This window comes from Mesorhizobium calcicola, from assembly GCF_042682105.1.
GTDB lineage: Bacteria > Pseudomonadota > Alphaproteobacteria > Rhizobiales > Rhizobiaceae > Mesorhizobium > Mesorhizobium calcicola.
On the sequence record NZ_JBHUGY010000046.1, the window covers coordinates 74,411 to 95,843 of the forward strand.

The 21,433-nt window shown below is 64.1% G+C and carries 20 protein-coding genes; 2 read left to right on the plus strand and 18 right to left on the minus strand.

The features are described from left to right. Positions 1 to 21 precede the first annotated feature (21 nt). The 5 genes from ACFSQT_RS27855 to ACFSQT_RS27875 form a co-directional block, all read right to left on the minus strand. The gene (locus ACFSQT_RS27855; protein ID WP_379024166.1) at positions 22 to 1,296 is read right to left on the minus strand and encodes a cysteine desulfurase-like protein; all 1,275 of its coding nucleotides are present in this window, start codon (positions 1,294 to 1,296) and stop codon (positions 22 to 24) included. A gap of 46 nt (positions 1,297 to 1,342) precedes the next feature. After that, complete coding sequence (locus tag ACFSQT_RS27860; protein WP_379024168.1) at positions 1,343 to 2,017, minus strand: amino acid ABC transporter permease; 675 nt, start codon at positions 2,015 to 2,017, stop codon at positions 1,343 to 1,345. A 161-nt stretch (positions 2,018 to 2,178) separates the two neighbouring features. Further along, positions 2,179 to 2,976: an ABC transporter substrate-binding protein gene (locus tag ACFSQT_RS27865; RefSeq protein ID WP_379024170.1), complete on the minus strand. Its 798-nt coding sequence runs from the start codon at positions 2,974 to 2,976 to the stop codon at positions 2,179 to 2,181. Positions 2,977 to 3,049: 73 nt separating this feature from the next. After that, positions 3,050 to 4,240 carry a pyridoxal phosphate-dependent aminotransferase gene (locus ACFSQT_RS27870; RefSeq protein ID WP_379024221.1) on the minus strand — a complete coding sequence of 397 codons (1,191 nt, stop codon included), beginning with the start codon at positions 4,238 to 4,240 and terminating at the stop codon, positions 3,050 to 3,052. 179 nt (positions 4,241 to 4,419) lie between these two features. Further along, a complete protein-coding gene (locus ACFSQT_RS27875; protein ID WP_379024172.1) occupies positions 4,420 to 5,196 on the minus strand; it encodes an HpcH/HpaI aldolase family protein in 777 nt (258 codons plus the stop codon). 123 nt (positions 5,197 to 5,319) lie between these two features. On the opposite strand from ACFSQT_RS27875, the gene ACFSQT_RS27880 reads away from it, so the two are divergent. Next, positions 5,320 to 6,414: an LLM class flavin-dependent oxidoreductase gene (locus tag ACFSQT_RS27880; RefSeq protein WP_379024174.1), complete on the plus strand. Its 1,095-nt coding sequence runs from the start codon at positions 5,320 to 5,322 to the stop codon at positions 6,412 to 6,414. Between the two features lie 320 nt (positions 6,415 to 6,734). Here the strand turns inward: ACFSQT_RS27880 and ACFSQT_RS27885 are convergent, their stop codons facing one another. The 13 genes from ACFSQT_RS27885 to ACFSQT_RS27945 all read right to left on the minus strand — a co-directional run bounded on the left by ACFSQT_RS27885 (position 6,735) and on the right by ACFSQT_RS27945 (position 20,484). After that, positions 6,735 to 7,130 carry a RidA family protein gene (locus ACFSQT_RS27885; protein ID WP_379024176.1) on the minus strand — a complete coding sequence of 132 codons (396 nt, stop codon included), beginning with the start codon at positions 7,128 to 7,130 and terminating at the stop codon, positions 6,735 to 6,737. A 62-nt stretch (positions 7,131 to 7,192) separates the two neighbouring features. Further along, positions 7,193 to 8,341 (minus strand): acyl-CoA dehydrogenase family protein, encoded by a 1,149-nt coding sequence (locus ACFSQT_RS27890; RefSeq protein ID WP_379024178.1) that lies wholly within the window; start codon positions 8,339 to 8,341, stop codon positions 7,193 to 7,195. Positions 8,342 to 8,413: 72 nt separating this feature from the next. Then, positions 8,414 to 9,226: an enoyl-CoA hydratase family protein gene (locus tag ACFSQT_RS27895; protein WP_379024180.1), complete on the minus strand. Its 813-nt coding sequence runs from the start codon at positions 9,224 to 9,226 to the stop codon at positions 8,414 to 8,416. After that, positions 9,223 to 9,693, minus strand: a complete 471-nt coding sequence (locus ACFSQT_RS27900; RefSeq protein WP_379024182.1) for a MarR family winged helix-turn-helix transcriptional regulator — start codon at positions 9,691 to 9,693, stop codon at positions 9,223 to 9,225. The genes ACFSQT_RS27895 and ACFSQT_RS27900 overlap by 4 nt, the downstream gene beginning before the upstream one ends. Next, entirely contained in the window at positions 9,687 to 10,460 is a 774-nt protein-coding gene (locus ACFSQT_RS27905; RefSeq protein ID WP_379024184.1) for an SDR family NAD(P)-dependent oxidoreductase, read from the minus strand. The genes ACFSQT_RS27900 and ACFSQT_RS27905 overlap by 7 nt, the downstream gene beginning before the upstream one ends. Then, positions 10,457 to 12,751, minus strand: a complete 2,295-nt coding sequence (locus ACFSQT_RS27910; protein WP_379024186.1) for a bifunctional salicylyl-CoA 5-hydroxylase/oxidoreductase — start codon at positions 12,749 to 12,751, stop codon at positions 10,457 to 10,459. Before ACFSQT_RS27910 ends, ACFSQT_RS27905 begins: the two co-directional genes overlap by 4 nt. A 141-nt stretch (positions 12,752 to 12,892) precedes the next feature. Beyond that, positions 12,893 to 13,492, minus strand: coding sequence for a VOC family protein (locus ACFSQT_RS27915; protein WP_379024188.1), 600 nt, complete (start codon positions 13,490 to 13,492; stop codon positions 12,893 to 12,895). Positions 13,493 to 13,572: 80 nt separating this feature from the next. Next, complete coding sequence (locus ACFSQT_RS27920; protein ID WP_379024190.1) at positions 13,573 to 14,409, minus strand: ATP-binding cassette domain-containing protein; 837 nt, start codon at positions 14,407 to 14,409, stop codon at positions 13,573 to 13,575. Beyond that, positions 14,402 to 15,280, minus strand: a complete 879-nt coding sequence (locus tag ACFSQT_RS27925; protein ID WP_379024192.1) for an ABC transporter ATP-binding protein — start codon at positions 15,278 to 15,280, stop codon at positions 14,402 to 14,404. The genes ACFSQT_RS27920 and ACFSQT_RS27925 overlap by 8 nt, the downstream gene beginning before the upstream one ends. Next, positions 15,277 to 16,125 (minus strand): ABC transporter permease, encoded by an 849-nt coding sequence (locus tag ACFSQT_RS27930; protein WP_379024194.1) that lies wholly within the window; start codon positions 16,123 to 16,125, stop codon positions 15,277 to 15,279. Before ACFSQT_RS27930 ends, ACFSQT_RS27925 begins: the two co-directional genes overlap by 4 nt. Beyond that, a complete protein-coding gene (locus tag ACFSQT_RS27935; RefSeq protein WP_379024196.1) occupies positions 16,118 to 17,125 on the minus strand; it encodes an ABC transporter permease in 1,008 nt (335 codons plus the stop codon). Before ACFSQT_RS27935 ends, ACFSQT_RS27930 begins: the two co-directional genes overlap by 8 nt. 142 nt (positions 17,126 to 17,267) lie before the next feature. Further along, complete coding sequence (locus ACFSQT_RS27940; RefSeq protein ID WP_379024198.1) at positions 17,268 to 18,797, minus strand: ABC transporter substrate-binding protein; 1,530 nt, start codon at positions 18,795 to 18,797, stop codon at positions 17,268 to 17,270. A gap of 112 nt (positions 18,798 to 18,909) precedes the next feature. Then, entirely contained in the window at positions 18,910 to 20,484 is a 1,575-nt protein-coding gene (locus ACFSQT_RS27945; protein ID WP_379024200.1) for a phytoene desaturase family protein, read from the minus strand. 118 nt (positions 20,485 to 20,602) lie between these two features. Between ACFSQT_RS27945 and ACFSQT_RS27950 the strand changes: the two genes are divergently transcribed. Further along, positions 20,603 to 21,394, plus strand: a complete 792-nt coding sequence (locus tag ACFSQT_RS27950; RefSeq protein WP_379024202.1) for a cyclase family protein — start codon at positions 20,603 to 20,605, stop codon at positions 21,392 to 21,394. Positions 21,395 to 21,433 lie beyond the last annotated feature (39 nt).

Here is a 21,433-nt window from a genome sequence, read left to right on the forward strand (position 1 = left end):
AGGCCAGAGCCATCAGCCCACTCAGGACAGCTTGGCGATGATGGCGCGCAGCGCCTCGCCGAAACGGTGGATCTCCTCAACCGTGTTGTAGTGGACCAGCGAGGCGCGGATCGCGCCGCTGTCCATCGACAGGTTGAGCCGCTTCATCAGCCGCGGTGCGTACATGTGGCCGTCGCGGATGCCGATCTGCATGTCGGCCATGTCCTCGACGATCCGCTGCGGCGACAGTCTGCCGATGTTGAAGCAGAAGGTCGGCACGCGTTCCGTGATGCGAGCTTCGTCGGCAACGCCGTAGATGGTCGCGCCGCAATCCTTGAGCACGGCGAGCATCTCGCGCGCCAGCACCAGCTCGTAGTCGCGGATGGCGCCCATGCCGGCGACGATGTTGTCGCGCCGCGAGCGGTTGTTGGATGGCGCAAGGTTGCGGCCGATCAGCTCGAGATAGTGCACGGCCGCATCCATGCCCGAGACGTTCTCGTAGATGAAGGTGCCGGCCTCGACCTTGTAGGGTGGCTCGTCGGGGATGAAATCCTCGCGGAAGGTCGGCAGCCGCTTCAGCGTTTCGAACCGGCCCCACAGGAAGCCCATATGCGGCGAGAAGTTCTTGTAGCCGGAGCAGACCAGATAGTCGCAATCCCAGGCCTGCACGTCGATCAGCCCATGCGGTCCGTAATGCACGCAGTCGAGGAACACTTCGGCGCCGGCCGCATGCGCGATCCTGGCGACCGAGGCGACGTCGACGATCGAGCCGATCGAGTGCGCGGTGACCGTGCAGGCGACGAGACGGGTGCGCTCCGAGACAAGCGGGCGCAAATCGTCGACATGCAGATTGCCGTCCTCGCGCATGCGCCACCATTTGAACTTGGCACCGGCGGACTCCAGCGCCAGCCAGGTAGCGATGTTGGCGTCGTGGTCCATGTCGGTGACGACGATCTCATCGCGCTCCTGAAGCATCTGGCTGATGCCGAGGCTGACCAGGCGGATGAATGAGGTGGCGTTCATGCCGAAGCAGATCTCGGCCGGGCTATAGGCGTTGATGAGCAGCGCCACGCTTGTCCGCGCATCGGCGACCGACTGGTCGACGGTGACGCTGCGGCCATAGCGGCCACCGCGCTGCACATTGTGTGCGACCAGATGGTTGGTCACCGCGTCGAGCACGCTCTGCGGGATCTGGGCACCGGCGGCGTTGTCCATGAAGATGAAATCGCCGGCCCGCTGCAAGGCGGGAAACATGGCGCGAATGGTGTCGACGGGGAACGCGGTGGCGTTCGCATTGTCGGTTTGATGCTTGTTCAAGGTCGGCTCCTGCGAAGGGCTTGGCGGGTGGGATCGGTTGGCAAGGTCAGCGTGTCTTCTCGGTCTTGAAGCGGGCTTCAAGCAGGCTGACGAGGCGGACCATCGGCCAGAGGAAGATCAGGTAGACAAGGGCGGCGCCGATCAGCGGCGAGGGGTTGGCATAGAGCGACTGCGCGTTGGTCGCTTCCTTCAACAGTTCCGGCAGCGCCACGGTGGAGGCGAGCGAGGTGTCCTTGAACATCGAGACGCAGTTGCTGGTCATCGGCGGGATGACCACGCGGACCGCCTGTGGCAGCACCACCTTGCGCAAGGTCAAGAGGAACGGCAGGCCAAGCGCCTGCGACGCCTCGAACTGGCCGCGCGGAATGCTTTCGATGCCGGAGCGGAACACTTCGGCCGAATAGGCCGACATGATGATGGCGAACGCCGTCACCGCCGACGCCCAGGACGACAGGCGGATGCCGAGGAACGGCAGCGCGTAGTAGATCAGGATCAGCACGACCAGCACCGGCAGCGCACGGAAGACATCGGTGTAGCCGACCGCGAGCCAGCGCAGCGGCTTCGGCGCATAGAGCCGTGCCAGGCTGATCGTCAGGCCGATGGGGATGCCGATGCCGATGCTCAAAATGCCGAGCAGCAGCGTGTTCAGGAAGCCGCGCAGCAGCGCCGGCAGGCTGGACGCAATGACATCGGGGTTGAAGAAGGTGTCGATTAGCGACATGGGAGCGTTCCCGAACCGTTTTGCGTCCCGTGACGCCAGGGCAAGACCCGAACACCGAAATCGGTTTTGCCGCATCGGCTGCGGTCCCGGGAGGGATCATGGGTGAAAACGATGCGTGCCGGCCTTTCGAGCCGGCACGCCTGTGGTCTGTCAGTCGCCGCTCAGGCCTTCGGCAGCGGCATTTCCTTGACGGTCGAAGAATCGGCGGGCGCGTCGCTGCCGAACCACTTCTTGTGGATCGCGGCCAGCGTGCCGTCCTTCTTCATCGCCGTCAGTGTGTCGTTCAGCTTGCCGAGCAGCGGGTGGTCCTTGGTCATCATCAGGCCGTACTGTTCGCCGGTCTTGATGCGCTCCTTGACCGTCAGGTCCTTCATCTTGGTGAAGGAATACTGCATGCCCGGAATGTCGCTGACCGCCGCATCGACGCGTCCGGCGCTGAGGTCGAGCAGCAGGTTCTGCTGCGTGTCATAGCCCTTCACGTCGCTGAACCCGTCGGCTTCCTGATGCGCCTTGACCCAGCTTTCGCCGGTTGAGCCGGACAGCACGCCGACGATCTTGCCCTTGAGGTCGGCCTCGGCCTTGATCGGGCTGTCGGTCTTGGTGGCGATGCCCATGTCGGAATCATAATAGGGCTGCGTGAACGATTGCGACTTCAGCCGCTCGGCGGTGATGGTGATCGACGAGATGGCGACGTCGATGCGCTTCGACGTGGTGGCGGCGAACAGCGCCTGGAAGCCGAGGTCGGCGATATCGGTGGTCATGCCGATGCGCTTGGCCGCTTCGTTGACGATGTCGACTTCAAAACCTTCGAAGGTGCCGCTCTCGTTCTTGTATTCGAAGGGCGGATTGGTCGGGTAGGCGCCGACATTCAGCACATCGGCGGCATAGGCGGTGGCGGGGCCGGCGGCGATGCCGATTGCGGCAGCGAGAAGAAGCAGGTTGCGACGAGTGAAGCTCATTTGTGTTCCCTCTGTTGTTGATCGGGCGGGTTGGTCCCGCACGGTTTTTTGCCGCCCCGCCTCCGGCAGGGCGTCAATTCATGGCCGCGACCATGCGGTCCAGCGCGGTCGCTATCTCTTTGGGCTCACGGCACACGCACATCCGCAGGAAGGCCGTTGCCGAACTTCCGAATAGATGGCCGGGCGCCAGCCCGACGCGCGCCGTCTCGAGAATCCTGGCGCAGGCGCGACGTGCGTCGCTCTCGCCTTCCATGGCAAAGAAGGCATACATGCCGCCGCGCGGTTTCGCAGGCAGGATGACGCCCGGAATCTGCGCCAGCCTGTCGTAGGCGAGGTCGAGGCCGGTTCCGATCCGTTGCCTGATCTCCTCGACCAGCGGCTCGCCCTGGCGGATCGCCGCAACCGCACCGGCCTGGATCGGGGCTGCGGTGCCGCTGTTGACGTATTGCGTCATGGCGCCGAGCTGGTCGGCCACCCCCGATGGATGTGTGAGCCAGCCGATGCGCCAGCCGGTCATCGCCCAGGCCTTCGAAAAACTGTTGACCGACAGCACACGGTCGCCATCCTCGGCGATCTGCAGGATCGAGGGAGCAACGTCGCCGTCGAAATAGAGCCGGCCGTAGACCTCGTCGGAGATGATCCAGATGCCGGTGCGCCGGCTGAAGTCGAGTAGCGCCTGCATCTCCTCGCGCGACGCGGTCCAGCCGGTCGGGTTGGACGGCGTCGACAGGAAGATCGCCCGCGTGCGTGCGTCGCAGGTGGCGAACAGCCGGTCGAGGTCGAGATGCCAGTCGCCCTTGAAGTCGAGCGAAAACGGCCGTGGCTCGCCGCCGATCAGATGGATGGCGTTGTGGATGTTGGGCCATTGCGGCGCGACATAGACGACATTGGTGCCGGTATCGACCAGCAGTTCCAGCGCCAGATACAGCGCCTGCATGCCACCCGGCGTGACGGTGGTGCGCGCGATCGGGATCGGCCGGCCGTGCAGGCGCGTCTGGTACTCCGACAACGCCTCATTCAGGGGGCCATGGCCGCGCATGTTGGGAACATAGAAAGTCAGGCCTTCATCGAAGGCCGCCTTGGCCGCGTCGCGGATGAAGGCTGGCGTCACCATATCGCCTTCGCCGTACCAGAGCGCGATGACGTCACCCAGTTCGCGCGCCCGCACGGCAAGGTTGGCGATGTTTTCGGTGTGCAGATCACGGATTTGGGCACGTATGCCATCGAAAGCATAGCGCGCGCCGGACGATGACTGGGGCAGCATGAACGACAAGACTGAAACCCCTCCCACCCGGCACCACGATGAACTGGCCGGCAAGCCCATCCGGCAGGCAGTCGCCATCGATTTTGGAATGCTTATCCAAAGCGCGGCGCTTTTCAAGGCGAAAGTTTTAAGCTTAAAAAGTTTGGCCGGCCTGTTGCCCGGCCGATACGCCTGTTTGCTCAGCCGCGGCCGTCTCGCGCCAGTTCGGCCCGGGCCGCGGAGCAACTGGCCGCAGCGCCTGCGCCGAGAAACATCGTGTCGCTGGCCAGCACGAAGAAGCTGGCGCCGATGGCTGCCCACTGAGCCGCGTCCTGCGGCTTTGCGCAGAAGATGCCTGACGTCTTGCCGTGGGCAACCGTGACGCCAATGATCCTGCGGATCGCCTCGGCGAGCTTGTCGGCGGCCTTCGGTCCGATCGCATCGATCGACACCGAAAGATCGCCGGGGCCGACGAAGATCACGTCGACGCCGTCGACGGCCGCGATCGCCTCGATGTTGGCCAGTGCTTCCGATGTCTCGACCTGGACCGCGACGACGATCCGGTCATTGGCGCCGGCAAGGTATTCGGGAATGCGATAGCCATAGCCCGCGGCCCGGCCGGGTCCGACGCCGCGCTCGCCTTGCGGCGGATAGCGAGATGCCTTCACCGCCGCCTGCGCCTGGGCGGCGGTCGAGACGCGTGGGATCAGCACGCCTTGCGCGCCGCTGTCCAGCGCCGCCTGGATGGCTTCCGGCGCATGGCCGGGAACGCGCACCATCGCCGGCACGCGATGGACGTCGGCCGCACGCACCATGGTCTCGATCCTATCGCGCGAAATCTGCGCATGCTCCCAGTCGATGCACAGGAAATCGAGGCCGGACTGCGCCATCACTTCGACCGCGACGGGATGGGGAATGGCCGCAAAGGAACCGACGAGGTTCGTCTTGCCGATGCATTTCTGGCGGAACTCGCTCATGCCCATCCCCTTGCTGGTTCTGCCAGAATCCATATCCGCAAACGACGGTCAGGCGAAGCTATTTCAGGCTTGAAATATTTTGCCGCCACCGTAGCGTGTGATCTCCCGCCGCGAGTTCGAGACATGATGAAAACGCATCCGTTGCACGGCCCGAACAAACTGAAGCTTGGTGTCTTTTCGACCAATGCCGATGGCGGCCTTGCCATCACCGATGTTCCGGAACGCTGGACGGCGAACTGGCAGGACAATCTGACGGCGGCGCAGATCGCCGACCGTGCCGGCCTGGAGTTCATGCTGCCGATCGCCCGCTGGCGCGGTTTCGGCGGCCGCAACAAAGTGCGCGAGTGGTCGTTCGAGACCTTCACCTGGGCGGCGGCCCTCAGCATGGCCACCGAACAGATCGGCCTGTTCATGACCGTGCATGTGCCGCTCGTGCATCCGCTCTATGCCGCCAAGGCACTGGCAACGGTCGACCACATCAGCCAGGGCCGCGCCGGCCTCAACATCGTCTGCGGCTGGAACCCGAAGGAATTCGGCATGTTCGGCACGCCGCTGGTCGAGAAGGGCTACGACCAGGCGGCCGAATGGATCGAAATCCTGGAACGGCTTTATGCGTCGGGCGAGCCGCTCGACTATGAAGGCACCTACTATCGCCTCAAGGAAGCGGTGAGCCGGCCGGCCAGCCTGCAAGTTCCGCGACCGGTGACGATGAACGCCGCTTTCGGCGGGCCGGGCCGCGATTTCGCCGCCGCCAGATGCGACTATCTGTTCACGACCTTTTCCGAGATGAGCGATGCCGGCAAGCATGTCGCCGACATTCGCGAACGCGCCGACAAGGTGGGCCGCGATGTCGGCGTCTACACGGTGGCGCATGTCGTCTGCCGCCCGACGATGGAAGAGGCGCAGGCCTATTACGCGCGCTATGCCGTTGATATGGCCGACCACGACGCGGTCGATGCCCACATGGTCGGCAAGAAGGAATTCTCGCAATCGCACGACCCGCATGCCTATGACCGCTACCGGCAGCGTTTCGCCGGCGGCGCCGGCTCCTATCCGCTGATTGGCACGCCCGAAACGATCGCCGCCGACATGGCCGCCATTGCCGGGCACGGCTATCAGGGCATCGCGCTGTCCTTCGTCAACTACACGCAGGAGCTGCCCTATTTCTGCGACCACGTGCTGCCCATCCTGAAGAAGGCGGGTCTTCGGCTCTGGTAGAGTCGTGTGCAGGTTTGATCGGTTGACCTGTTAGCAGCCAGGATCTCATCGTTCGAGATTGGCAGAAGCTCCGCAACTTCGTCATCCACGGGCGGAGCGGGAGCGAAGCGGACGCGCAGACCCGAGGATCCATGCCGCGACCTTGGCCGAGGAATGCAGCGAAGCAGAATTCTGTGCCGCTGTGTCGCTCTTAAGTCGCGGCATGGATTCTAGGGTCTGCGCCGCGTCGCTTCGCTCCATGCTTCGCCCTAGAATGACGAAGCGATTGGCGTTTCCGCCAATCGCCAAAAGCATGCGGCTCACTTCGGAATAATCGCAGTTTACTCCGGGATAACGGCGGTCGCCTGGATCTCGACCTTGGCGCGGTCCTCGACCAGCGCCATCACCTGCATGGCGGCCATCGCCGGAAAATGCCGGCCGATCACCTCGCGATAGGCTTCGCCGATACCCCTGAGGTTGGCGAGGTATTCAGCCTTGTCGGTAAAGTACCAGGTCATCGAGGTGATGTGCCGCGGCTCCGCACCGGCTTCGGCCAGCACCGCCACGATGTTCTCAAGCGTCTGCCGCACCTGGCCGACAAAATCGTCGGTTTCGAACTGGCACTGCCCGTTCCAGCCGACCTGTCCGCCGACGAAGACGAGCTTGCCGCGCGCCGCGACACCATTGGCGTAGCCGACAGGTTTTGCCCAGCCTTCAGGCTGCAGGATCTCGTGCATTCAAAACCTCCCGGTAGTCCAAAAACCAAGTCTCAAAATCGAATGCCCGTCAATTCTTGCCGTCAGGCCGCGCCCATCACCTGTCGCGCGATCACCACTTTTTGCACGTCCGAGGCACCCTCGTAGATGCGCAGCGCGCGGATCTCGCGATAGAGGCTTTCGACGATATGGCCTTTGCGAACGCCGTCGCCGCCATGCAGCTGCACCGCCTTGTCGATCACCTCTTGCGCCTTGTCGGTGGCGAACAGCTTGGCCATCGCCGCCTCCCGGGTGACCCGCGCGGCCCCCATATCCTTGGTCCAGGCGGCCCGGTAGACCAGCAGCGCCGCCGCGTCGACGTCGAGCGCCATGTCGGCGATATGGCCCTGCACCATCTGCAGTTCGGCCATCGGCGCGCCGAACAGTTTGCGCTCGGCCACCCGCTTGATGCTTTCATCCAGCGCGCGGCGGGCAAAGCCGAGCGCTGCCGCACCCACCGTCGAGCGGAACACGTCGAGCACCGACATGGCGATACGGAAGCCGTCGCCGGGCCTGCCGATCAGCGCCGAGGCGGGCAGGCGGACTTTCTCGAACGACAGGCGCGCCAGCGGGTGCGGCGCGATCACGTCGAGGCGTTCAGCAATGCCGAGGCCCTTAGCGCCGCCCGGCACGAGAAAGGCGGAAAGCCCCTTGGCGCCCGGCGCCTCGCCGGTGCGGGCAAAGACGACATAGAGATCGGCGATGCCGCCATTGGAGATCCAGGTCTTCTCGCCGGTCAAAATGTAGCTGTCGCCTTCGCGGGTCGCTGTCATTTCGGTGTTGGCGACATCCGATCCCGAGCGCGGTTCCGACAGGGCGAAGGCCGAAATCGCCTTGCCGGCACGTGTCTTTGCCAGCCATTGCTGTTGCTCGGGCGTGCCGAACAGGCTGAGTGCCCCGGTGCCCAATCCTTGCATGGCAAAGGCGAAATCCGCCAGCCCGTCATGGCGGGCGAGCGTCTCGCGCGTGATGCACAAAGTGCGCACGTCGAGGGGGCCTGGATTCTCGGTGTCGAGTGCTGTCGGCTTCAGCCAGCCGTCCCTGCCGAGCTTGCCCACCAGCTCGCGGCAGGCGGCATCGACGTCATGGTGATCGACCGGCAGGTTCTTCGCGCACCATGCCTCCAGCCGTTCGGCCAGCTCGCGATGGCGGTCGTCGAAGAACGGCCAATTGAGGAAGGAACGATCAGGCATTGGTGCCTCCGCAGTGCTTCAGGCCTTGCGTTCTACGGAGCCCCGCCAACATCTCTGTTGAAGCGCTCATCCTCAATTGCCCTCGAACACGGGCTTCTGCTTGTCGACGAAGGCGTGATACGCGCGCTCGAAATCGCGCGTCTGCATGCAGATCGCTTGCGCCTGCGCTTCGGCCTCGATCGCCTGGTCGAGACCCATCGACCATTCCTGGTTGAGCTGCGTCTTGGTGATGCCGTGGGCGAAGGTCGGGCCGGAGACGATGCGCGCCGCCATGTCGAGCGCGTCGGCCTCCAGCGACGCGGCGTCGACCAGCCGGTTGTAGAAACCCCAGCGCTCGCCTTCCGCCGCCGTCATCGTGCGGCCGGTATAGAGCAGCTCGGCGGCGCGGCCCTGGCCGATGATGCGCGGCAGGATCGCGCAGGCGCCCATGTCGCAGCCGGCAAGGCCAACGCGGGTGAACAGGAATGCCGTCTTGGCCTCCGGCGTGGCGATGCGGATATCGGAGCTCATCGCAATGATGGCGCCGGCGCCGACGGCAACGCCGTCGACCGCCGCAATGATCGGCTTGCCGCAATTCAGCATCGCCTTGACGAAATCGCCGGTCATGCGGGTGAAGGCGAGAAGCTCCTTCATGTCCATCTTGACCAGCGGCCCGATGATATCGTGGACATCGCCGCCGGAGCAGAAATTGCCGCCATTGGAGAGGAACACAACGGCATCGACGTCGTCGGCATAGACGAGGTCGCGGAACGTGTCGCGCAACTCGGCATAGCTGTCGAAGGTCAGCGGGTTCTTGCGCTCGGGCCGGTCGAGCCGGACTTTCGCGATCCTGCCTTCGACCTGCCAGAGGAAATACTTCGGCTTGAGGCCTGCCATCCCGGTCATTCGCGTCCCTCCCAGTTGCTGCGGAACGAGGTCAGCATGCCGGTCAGCCGGCGCGCGTCGTCCTCGCTGACCTTGCCCAGCAGTTCGCCGATCCAGCCTTCATGCGCCGCGGCGATGATGCCGAAGGACGTCACCCCTTCCTCGGTCAGCCGCACCATCGAGGTGCGGCGATCGCCATTGCGGCGGGCACGGGCGACCAGGCCTTCCGAAACCAGCCGGTCGACAATGCCGGTCACATTGCCGTTGGACACCAGCAGGAAGCGCGACAGGTCGCTCATCAGCATGCCTTCCGGCGCGCGATAGAGCGCCGCCATCACGTCGAAGCGCGGCAGCGTCGTATTGAACTCCTTCTTCAGGCGCTCGCGCAGTTCGGCTTCGATCGTGCGCGAGGCGCGCAGCAGCCTTATCCAGAGGCGCAAGCGGTCCTTGCCGGGTCCGGTCGGCGCGGGCAGGGGGCCGGCTACCATGTTTCGCCTCCTGAGATGGAAATCGTCTGTCCGGTGATCGACTGGGCGGCATCGCCGCACAGCCACAGCACGGCGGCGGCGATTTCTTGCGGCTGGATGAAGCGGCCTTGCGGATTGGTCGAGGCAAGGCTCGACCGCGCCTGCTCGGCCGAGCGGCCGGTCTTTTCGATGATGCGTTGAATGGACATCTCCAGCATCTCGGTCTCGACGAAACCCGGGCACACCGCATTGACGGTGACGCCGGATTTGGCGGTCTCGGCCGCCAGCGCCCGCATCAGGCCGACGACGCCATGCTTGGCGGCGACATAGGGCGCGACGTAGGCGTAACCCTTGAGGCCAGCGGTCGAAGCAACGAACACGATTCGGCCTGTCTTCCGCGCGGCCATGCCGGACAGCGCCGGCTTCACCGTCAGGAAGGCTCCGGTCAAATTGACGTCGAGCGTCCGCTGCCAGTCGGCAAGCGTGGTCTTGTGCGCCGGTGTGCTGCCGGCCATGCCGGCATTGGCGACGACGATGTCGAAGGGGCCGCGCGCGGCTTCCGCCGTCTCGTAAAGCGACGCTATTGCCGTCTCATTGGTGACGTCGGCTGCGATGCCGAAGATACGGTCGTTTTTCGCTGCTACCTTGGCGAGCTCCACTTCGCGGCGGCCGCAGATGGTGACGTCGATGCCGGCATCCGCCAGTGCCAGCGCGATGGCCCGGCCGACGCCGGAGCCGCCGCCGGTGACCAGCGCATGCTTGCCGGCGATCGTTGCAGCGGCCGTCATACTTTCAGCCCCGCGGCCGCATCACGTTCGGCCAGCCGGTAGAGCTGGTCGCGCCCGGGCAGATAGGGGTCCGGCCATTTGACGCCGCGGTCGCCGAGCGTCACCGCCGCGTGCAGCGTCCAGTAGGGATCGGCGAGATGCGGCCGTGCCAGCGCCACCAGGTCGGCGCGGCCGGCCATCAGGATCGAATTGACATGGTCCGGCTCGTAGATGTTGCCGACCGCCATCGTCGCCATGCCGACCTCGTTGCGGATTCGGTCGGAAAACGGCGTCTGGAACATGCGGCCATAGACAGGCTTTGCCAATGCCGAGGTCTGGCCAGCCGAGACGTCGCAGATGTCGACGCCGGCCTCATGCAGAAGCCGCGCGATCTCGACCGCATCGGCCGGCGTGACGCCCTCGATGCCGACCCAGTCATTGGCCGAAATGCGCATCGAAATCGGCTTCTGTGCCGGCCAGGCGGCGCGCACCGCGCGGAAGATCTCCAGCGGATAGCGCATGCGGTTTTCGAGCGAACCGCCATAGGCGTCCGTGCGGCGGTTGGTGACCGGCGTGATGAAGGACGACAGGAGATAGCCGTGCGCGGCATGGATCTCGAGCATGTCGAAGCCGCACCGATCAGCCATTTCGGCCGAGGCCACGAACTCGTCGCGCACTTTGTCCATGTCGGCGCGGTCCATCGCCTTCGGCATCTGGCTCTGCGGCGACCACGCAACGGTCGATGCCGCCATGACCGGCCAGTTGCCAGAGGTCAGCGGTACATCGGTGCCTTCCCAGCCAAGCCGGGTCGAGCCCTTGGCGCCCGAATGACCGATCTGGGCGCAGATTTTTGCCTCGGTCTCGGTATGGACGAAATCGACCAGCCGCTTCCACGCCACCTCATGTTCGGGCGCATAGAATCCGGGGCAACCTGGGGTGATGCGGCCTTGCGGACTGACGCAGGTCATCTCGATATAGACGAGGCCAGCACCGCCCTTGGCGCGCTCGGCGTAGTGGGTGAAATGCCAGTCGGTCGGGCAGCCGTCGACGGCTTTGTACTGCGCCATTGGCGAGACGACGATGCGGTTCTGCAGCGCCATGTCGCGCAGCTTGAACGGCGCAAACATCGGTGCGCGGCGCAGGTTGTTGCCACCGGCGCCTGCCTGGCGCTGGAACCACTCCTCCGCGCCGCCCAGCCACTCGGCATCGCGCAGCCGCAAATTCTCGTGGCTGATGCGTTGCGAGCGGGTCAAAAGCGAATAGTTGAACTGCACCGGATCGAGGCCGAGATAGCGCTCGACCTCCTCGAACCATTCGAGCGAATTGCGCGCCGCCGACTGCAGCTTCAGCACCTCGGTGCGGCGGGCATCCTCATATTTGCGGAACGCGGCGTCGAGGTCCGGCTCGGACTCGACATACTCGGCCAGCGCCACAGCGCTTTCCAGCGCCAGCTTGGTGCCGGAGCCGATTGAGAAATGCGCCGATGCGGCCGCGTCGCCCATCAGTGCGAGATTCTTGTAGGACCAGCGCTCGCACAGCACGCGCGGAAAATTGATCCAGGCCGAACCACGGATGTGGTTGGCATTGGTCATCAGCGCATGGCCGCCAAGATGCCTGGCGAAGATGCGCTCGCAGCCGGCGATCGATTCCTGCTGCGACATCGCACCGAAGCCGAAAGCAGCCCAAGTCTGTTCGCTGCACTCGACGATGAAGGTCGCGGTGTCGCTGTCGAACTGGTAGGCGTGCGCCCACACCCAGCCATGCTCGGTCTTTTCGAAGATGAAGGTGAAAGCGTCGTCGAATTTCTGGTTGGTGCCGAGCCAGACGAACTTGCATTTGCGGGTGTCGATGTCGGGCTTGAAGATGTCGACGAAGGTGTTGCGCGCTTTGGAATTCAACCCATCGGCGGCGACGACCAGATCATGCGTCTCCATATAGGGTTTCGGGTCGGCGATGTCGGTCTCGAACACCAACTTGACGCCGAGTTCGCGCGCGCGCCGCTGCAGCAGGACCAGCAGCCGCTTGCGGCCAATGCCGCAGAAGCCGTGGCCGGTCGAAACCGTGCGCACGCCGTCATGGATGACGGCGATATCGTCCCAGTAAGCAAAATGCTTCTTGATCCAGACGGCGCTGACCGGATCGTTCTTCGACAAATTGTCGAGCGTCTCGGCCGACAGCACGACGCCCCAGCCGAACGTGTCGTCGGGACGGTTGCGCTCGAACACCGTCACCTCGTGCGCGGCCTCCCTGAGCTTCATCGAGATGGCAAAGTAGAGGCCGGCTGGTCCGCCGCCGAGAACCGCAACCTTCATTTGTGCGATCTCCTCTTCGCTTGCTGGTATCAGTATCGCGCCGGAGATAAATTATTTCAAGCTTAAAGTTTCATATCGAAATGATTATCCGGATATCGCGAAGGGCGCGCTTGCGTGACGACACCCAAGCGCGCCCTCAAATCATTTTTCCGGGTTCTTCGGGCTCCACAGCACGGTCTCGGCACCTTTCTCGTAAGCCATTCCCGAGGGGTAGCTGATCGCTTCCAGTTGCAGCCCCCAAGGCGCCTGGAAGTAGAGAATGGTCTGGCCGGCGGCCGGCCCCTCCTTGACCGGCAGCGGCCCCAATCGGGTCTTCACGCCCTTGGCATCGAGATAGGCTTTGGCGGCGGCGACGTCATCGACATAGAAGGCGATGTGGAAGCCGCCGATGTCGCTGTTCTTTGGTGTCAGGTCCTTCTGGTCGGGTGCGGTGTATTTGAACAGCTCAATGTTCGAACCATAGCCGCAGCGGACCATGGTGATCTCTTCGATGACCGCCTTCGGATCGACGCCGAGCAGATCCTGCATGAATGTGCCCTTGTCGTCGGCGAACGGGCCGAAGGCCATCGCTTTCTTGCAGCCGACGACTTCGGTGAAGAAGTCGACCGCCTGCTTCATGTCGGGGACCGTGATGCCAGTGTGATCGTGGCCGCGCATCCCGGGGATCGAGCTGGCGGCGGCCATTCCGGCGCTGCCAAGGAGAGCGGCGGCGAGCGTTGCGTTTCGAAGTATCGTCTTCATGTCAGTCCTCCTCCATTGGCGGGGCCTGGTCATTTCGCCTGTCGCATCTCCGAGGCCCGCTTTTCGGCGTGCGTATGCATTCATGTCGGCGCCTTGGCGGCGGAAGGGATGTCCAGCCAGCCCGCATCGATTTCGGGCAGCGGAATGGCTGAGATCAGGTCGCGCGTGTAGGCCTGCCGTGGATTGTCGAACAGCGTATCGGTGGCGCTCGCTTCGACGATCACGCCTTCGCGCATGACGATCACTTGCCGGCACAGCCGCCGAATGACCGACAAATCGTGGCTAATGAAGGCGACGGTCAGGCCCATCTCGGCAGCAAGCTTCTCCAGAAGGGTGAGGATCTGCGCCTGTGTCGATACGTCGAGGCCGGAGACGATCTCGTCGGCCAGCACGAATTTCGGCGACAGCGCCAGCGCGCGCGCAATGCCGACGCGCTGGCGCTGGCCGCCCGACAGCTCGTGGCGATAGCGGCTGGCGAAGCTTTGCGGCAGGCCGACGCGCAGCAAGGCTTCGGCGACGCGGGCCTTCAGATTGTCGCCAAGGCCATTCTGCTTGAGTGGCGCGGCGATGATGCTGGCGATGGTGCGGCGCGGATTGAGCGACGACATCGGGTCCTGGAAGATCATCTGCAGGTTGCGGCGCAGCGGCCGCAGTTCCGCCTCCGGCAAATGGGTGATGTCGCGGCCGTCGAAACTGATGCTGCCGGCGCTGGGTTCCAAGAGCCGCACCAATGCACGGCCGAGCGTCGATTTTCCCGATCCGGATTCGCCGACGATGCCGGTCACCGAGCCCTTGGGCAGATCGAAGTCCAGGCCCTTCAAAATCTCAGCCAGCGGCGCGCGGCCGATCAGCGGCTTGCGCGTCATGTCGGGCAGGGCGACCTTCAGCCCGCGCACGGAAAACAGCGGCTCAGCCATGCGGTCGCCTCCAGGCCCGGTCGGTGGCGGCAATCTCGGCGGCAAGCCTGGCCAGCACCGCCTCGTCCACAGGCTTCAGCGAGGCGAAGGGATCGGTGTAGCGCGGCGTGGCGGCCATCAGTGCCCGCGTATAGGGGTGTTGCGGCGCGGCGAACAGCGCGGCCGTTTCGGCCTCTTCCACCACCTTGCCGGCATAGAGCACCGAGACCTTCTGGCTGATCTTGGCGACGACGCCGAGATCGTGGGTGACGAACAGGATCGCCGTGCCGTGGTCGCGCTGCAGTTGCGCGATCAGCCGCAGGATCTGCTTCTGCACGGTGACGTCGAGTGCGGTCGTCGGCTCGTCGGCGACGATCAGCCGTGGCTCCGCGGCAAAGGCGGCGGCGATCAGCACGCGCTGCCGCATGCCACCGGAAAGCTCGTGCGGATAGCTCTTCAGAACGCGGTCGGGGTCGCGGATCTGCACCTCGTCCAACAACTGGCGAATGCGGGTATCGGCCCTCTCGCCACTCCAGCCCAGGATGCGCACCAGCCGGTCGGTCATCTGCGAGCCGATGCGGCGTGACGGGTTGAGCGCGGTCAGCGGGTCCTGCGGGATCAGCGCCGTGCGTGCGCCGATCAGCGTGCGGCGTGCCTTCGGCTGCAGTCTGCTGAGGTCTTCGCCTTCAAGCAGAATATCGCCTTCGACAATGCGCACGCTCGACGGCAGGACACCGAGCACCGCCTTGCCGATCATCGTCTTGCCTGCCCCGCTCTCGCCGACCAGCGCGCGCACCTCGCCCGGTTGAACGGCAAGCGACACCGAGCGCAGCACGCGCTGGCCGCTCGGCAGCACGGCACTTAAATCCCTGATGTCGAGACAGGCGCTCATCGCAGCACCGGATCGAAGCGCGTTTTCAGCGCTTCGCCGAACTGGCTGAACGACAGCACGGTCAGGATTAGGGTGATCAGCGGGAACACCAGCACCCACCAGGCCTGATGGATCGACAGCCGGCCCTCGGCGATGATGCCGCCCCAGGTCGGGTCGTCGGTCGAGATCGACAAATTGACGAAGGACAGGATCGCCTCGACGATGACAGCGATGCCCATTTCCAAGGACAGCAATGCCACGATCGACGGCACCACATTGGGCAGCACTTCGCGCAGCATGATGCCGATGCGGCCATAGCCGGCGATGCGGGCATTCTCGACATAGTCCATGCGCGACTGGCCCATCGTCTCGGCACGGATCACGCGGCAGAAGCGCGTCCAGTCGATGACGGCGATGGCGATGATGACGGAACTGAGCCCAGTGCCGAGCACGGCGACCAAAAGGATGGCGAACAGCACCGGCGGAAACGCCATCCAGACATCGACGATGCGCGAGATGATGCGGTCGGTCCAGCCGCCGAAATAGCCAGATATCAGACCGAGTGTCGAGCCGACCAGGCATGTGGCGATGGCGGCGGCAAAGGCGACGACAAAGGCGATACGGCCGCCGAAGATCAGCCGGGACAAGAGATCGCGGCCGAGGCTGTCAGTGCCCAGCCAATAGCCGGGCTCGGCTCCATCAAGCCAGAACGGCGGCAGCCGCTCCAGCATCAAATCCTGCGCCAGCGGATCCTGCGGCGCGACCAGCGGTGCGAAGATCGCGGCCAGCAGCGCCAGCAGCAGCCAGCCGCCGGCCAGCCACAAGCGGGGGGATACGCCACGCCTCGGGGTGCGGCCCTCATCCATGGCGCAGCCTCGGGTTGAGCAATGCGTACATCATGTCGACAGTGAGGTTGATCAATACGAACAGCAGCGCGAACACCAGCACGATGCCCTGGATCAGCGGCAGGTCGCGGTTGATGACGGCATCGATCGCCATGTTGCCGAGGCCCTCAAAGGAAAACAGCCGCTCGACGATGACCGTGCCGCCGATCAGGAAGGTGAACTGCACACCGACAAGGGTCAGCGTCGGCAGGGCAGCATTCTTCAGTGCCTCGCGCAGGATGACCTGCGTTTCCGAAAAACCCTTCACGCGCGCCAGCACGACATAGTCGAGGTCGAGCACTTCCTTCAGCGACTGTTTCAATAGCTGCGATATTATCGCCGCCAGCGGCAGCGCCAGCGCAACGGCCGGCATCAGCATGTGCTTCAAGAGATCCCAGGTCAGGTCGAAGCGCAGTCGAAGCAAGCTCTCGAACAGATAGAACTGGGTGACGAAAGGCAGGTCGAGTTGCGGTGACACCCGGCCGGAAATGTCGAAGATCGGCACCAGCACGCCAAACAAAAGGATCAGCACCAGGCCCCACAGGAAATCGGGAATGGAAAGGGCGGCACCGCTGGCGATGTCGATGCCGGCCTCGACCGCCGTGCCACGTTCGCGGGCACCGAGGATCGCCGTCGTGCCGCCGATGGTCACCGCCATCACAAGAGCAACGATGGCAAGCTCCAGCGTCGCCGGCAGCCGGTTGAAGACCAGGCCCAGCACATCCTGTCGCAGCGAGATCGAAGTGCCGAAATCGCCTCGGACCACGCCGGACAGCCAGATGAAGAACTGCTGCACGATGGTCTTGTCGAGACCATAGAGTGCTCGCAGCCGGGCGCTGTCGGCATCCGTCGCGCCGGGCGGCAGCATCATCGCGATCGGATCGCCCGGCGCAACGCGGATCACCACAAAGACGACGACGGCCACGCCGAACAGCGTCACCAGCATGGTCAGAAGACGGATCAGGAATCTTTGCAGGAGCATTCTGGCGCAAGCCCAATGCGTTTCTGGGACTGATGGAACGGACAGCCCCCCTCATCCGGCCGTTTCGCGGCCCGAAGGCCGGATGAGGGGGCCCGCGTAGCTGGACAAGACACACCGTCTCTCGACGGCGTGCCTCCTCGTTTCAGGCCGGGGTCATCAAGGCCGGCAGCAGCGCGCCGGACACATGCTGGACGACATTGACGCCCTTGGCATGCACGATCGGCTGCGCATACTGGATCAGCGGCAGTACATAGGCCTGCTCGGCGATGTATTTGTCGACCGCTTTCCAGCCGGCGATGCGCTTGGCTTCGTCCTTCTCGCCCCACAGCGGGTTGATCATGTCGATCAGGTCCTGGCTGTCCCACACCGAATGCGGGCTCGGGCCATACATGGCAAAGCCGGTCGAGGTCGTCGGATCGCCGATGGCGTTGCCCCAATTGTAGAAGGCGGCTGGCGCCAGCTTGTCGGCGGCGCGCAACTCATAATGCTTGGCGATCTCGTAGACCTCGATTGTCGCCTCGATGCCGACCTTGCGCCACATGCCGACGATCGCCTGGATCATCTCGTAGTCCTTGGGCTTGAAGCCCTTGGTCGTCTGGATGGTGAACTTGACCGGCTTTTCCGGCGAATAGCCGGAAGCGGCCAACAGTTCCTTGGCCTTCTCCGGATTGTGCTCGACCTTGATCGACGCATCGTAGGCCGTGTATTCCGGCGTCTCCAGCGTGTCGATCGGCTGGCCATAGCCGCGCAGCAGGCGGTCGACCAAGAGCTTCTTGTCGATCGACATGACGGCTGCCTGTCGGACATTCTTGTCCAGCATCGCCTCGATGTCGTTGAAGAAGATCATGCCGATGTCGGAGACGTTCTTGCACGAGCCGGCAAGCCCGTCCTTGGCGATCAGCCGGTCATACTCCTCATAGGGGATTTCGAGCGTCACCTGCGAGGAGCCGGATTCGATCTCGGCGACCCGGCTCGCCGCATCGGCGACGAACTTGATCGTCACGTTCTCGAAGGCCGGCTTGCCGCCCCAGTAGTTCGGGTTGGCTTTCAGCCGCAGGAAGGCGTTGCGCTCGAATTTCTCGACCATATAGGGGCCGGTGCCGATCGGCGCCCTCTCGAAACCCTCGGCGCCGACCTTCTCGTAATAGGCCTTCGGCATGATGTAGCCGGTCAGGAACGACATCCATTTGAAATACACCGGGTCGAACTGCACGACATCGCCCGTGATCTTGTTGCCGTCGATCTTGAAGTTGTTGACGTTCTTCCAGACGAACTGGATCGGGTTGCCGGTCTTTTCGTCGCCCGCCCGCTGCAGCGACCAGACCACATCCTCGGCCGTGAATGGCGAGCCGTCATGCCAGGTCACGCCTTCGCGCACCGTCATCATGATCTTGGTGCGGTCGTCGTTCCAGCCCCATTCGGTGAGCAGGCCGGGCGCGAAGGACAGGTCCGGCTTCTGCGGGATGAACTGGTCGAACACCGACTGGTAGAGCCCCTGGATCGTCGGGTTGACGGCCGAAGGTCCGGTGGTCGGGTCCCAGGACGGCAGGTTGACGTTGTAGGCGATGGTCAGTTCGCCGGCAGCCGCCTTGGCGAGCCGCGGCAGGCCGACAGCGGCGGCTCCAAGTGTCGCCGCACTGTATCCGAGCAATTCGCGTCTGTTGATTGTCATGGTCGTTCCCCTTGTTGGTTTATTGTCTTTGCGCGGCAATCTCAGTTCATTGGTCCAGGTTCCTTGGGCAGCAGCGCCTTGCCCCTCCTTCACCGAGAAAAATCCAGGGCTCCTACCTCCCGCCAAGCTGTTGCGCGAGCATGTAGCCCGAGGCGGCACCGGTGCCGGCTCCCGGCCATGTCGCGGCGCCCGTGAGATGCAGATTGCCGACCGGCGTGTTCCAGCCGGCGAAACCGCGCACTGGGCGGAACAGGAAATTCTGCGCCAGATGGTGGCTGCCGCAGACCTGGTCGCCGCCGACGAGGTTCGGGTTCTCGCTCTCGAGGTCGATGGGCGAGAAGACGGCGCGGCCGAGGATCTTGCTGCGCAGGCCGGGCGCGTAGCTCTCGATGATGTCGAGGACACGGTCGGCGTAGACCTCCTTGACAATGTCCCAGTGCGCTGGCGCGATCTTGCCGGCCGCATCGCCATGGATTTCGACGGGCAGCATGCGCACCTGCACCCAGAGCACATGCTTGCCCTCAGGCGCGCGCGACGGATCGATCGCTGTCGGCTGGCCGACGACCAGCACTGGCTCGTCCGGCAGCATGCCCGCCATCGCCTGCTGGTAGGTGCGCGACATGGCATAGAGCGACGGCGACAGATGCACATAGGCAAACTGCCGAAGCTCGGGGCTGGCGTGCCAGTCCGGCAGATCGTCCAGCGCTAGATGGATCATCATCGTTCCCGGCGCGTGGCGGAACTTTTTCATCGCCGCGTCGAAGCCGGCGTCGCCCGAACCATTGGGTAGCAACTTGCCGGTCAGCGCTTTCGGCGCAACGCCGGCAATGACCGCCTTGGTCGCGGTGTGGATTTCGCCGGAAGCGAGCCGCACGCCGGTCGCCTTGCCGGCGGAAACCATGATTTCGGCCACGTCGGCCCCGGTGACGATCTTGCCACCGGCTGACGTTACCATGCCCGATAGCGCGCGGATCATGGTGTCGGCGCCGCCCTTGCCCAGCACCATGCCGAAACTCTGGTTGGCCATCGATTCCAGATAGGGGAACACCGCCCCGCCGGCGATGTCGGGGGCGAAGTCGAGATGCATGCCCCAGGTGGCGAGTGTTGCCCGCACATGAGGCGACTCGAAATTCTCCTCCAGCCAGGCGCGGGGCGATGACAGCAGCAGCCGTCCGGTATCGAGCGCGCCGACGATGCCCTTCTTGCGCCACAGGTTCCAGGCCGTGCCGGCAAGCGCGCGGGCGGTCATCGGCGATCCCAGCAAGCGGAACAGATGCTCGGCTTCCACCGGGAAAGCGGCAACCAGCCTGCGCCACGTCGCGGCATCGGCGGCGGAGAAGGCGGCCATGCGCGACGCGGTCTTTTCCAGGTCGTTGCTGACGCCGAACCAGCGTCCGTCCGGGAAGGCGCTGGCGAAACAGTTGGCGACCGGCGCGAACTCCAGTCCTTGGCGGTTCAATTCATTTGCATATTTCCGGTGAAAGGCCGAGCCGGCAAACAAGCTCAGATTCATCGCGCCGAAATCGTGACGGAAACCGGGAAGGGTGAATTCGCGGGTCTGGACCGCGCCGCCGATTGTTGCACTGCGTTCAAAAACCCCGGTTTTCCAGCCTTTGAGCGCCAGATGCGCGGCGCATGCCAGACTGTTGTGGCCCGCCCCGACAAAGATGGCGTCGAACTCGCTCACACCCCGGTCCCATTTCCTTTATGCTTAAAGATAATTGCAGATGCATATGTTTTCGTCTAGTAGGATATTAAGGGCCGAGACGAGCCTTCATCACCATCACGAAGAGGGAACAGAGACCATGGACACGCAAAAACTCCTCGGCGAAGTCGCCGGCCAGCTTCTTTCAGGCGCCATCAAGGTGGTCGACCTGTCGGCACCGCTTGGGCCTGATACGCCGCTGATCAAGCTGCCGCCGGAACTCGCCGTCGACACGCCGAAGGTCGAAATCCACGCGATCTCCCGCTATGACAAGAACGGCCCTTGGTGGGCGTGGAACTGGCTGAAGCTCGGCGAGCATTCGGGCACGCATTTCGACGCGCCGCAGCACTGGATCACCGGCAAGGATTATCCGGACGGCGCCACCGACACCATTCCGGCGCAGAACTTCGTCGGCCCGGTCAATGTCATCGACTGCTCGAAGGAAGCAGCCGCCGACCACGATTTCCTGCTCACCGTCGACCACATCAAGGCATGGGAAGCCAAGCATGGCGCCATCAATGCCGGCGAGTGGGTGGTGATGCGCACCGACTGGTACAAGCGCAATGGCTCCGAAGCCGAGTTCCTCAACGCCAACGAGACCGGCCCGCATACGCCCGGCCCAACGGCGGAAGCCATTCAGTTTCTGATCAGCAAGGACATCAAGGGCTGGGGCAGCGAGACGATCGGCACCGATGCTGGCAAAGCAGGCGGGATGGAGCCGCCATTCCCGGCGCACACGCTGATGCACAAGGCCAACCGCTACGGGCTGGCCAGCCTCTGCAACCTCGACCAGCTGCCGCCGAAGGGCGCCATCCTGATCGCGGCGCCGCTCAAGATCGAGCATGGCACCGGCAGCCCGATCCGTGCCCTGGCGCTTGTGTCGAAGCAATAGGGCGAAGTGGGGTCTTCGGGAGAAGATCATGCGCGCAGG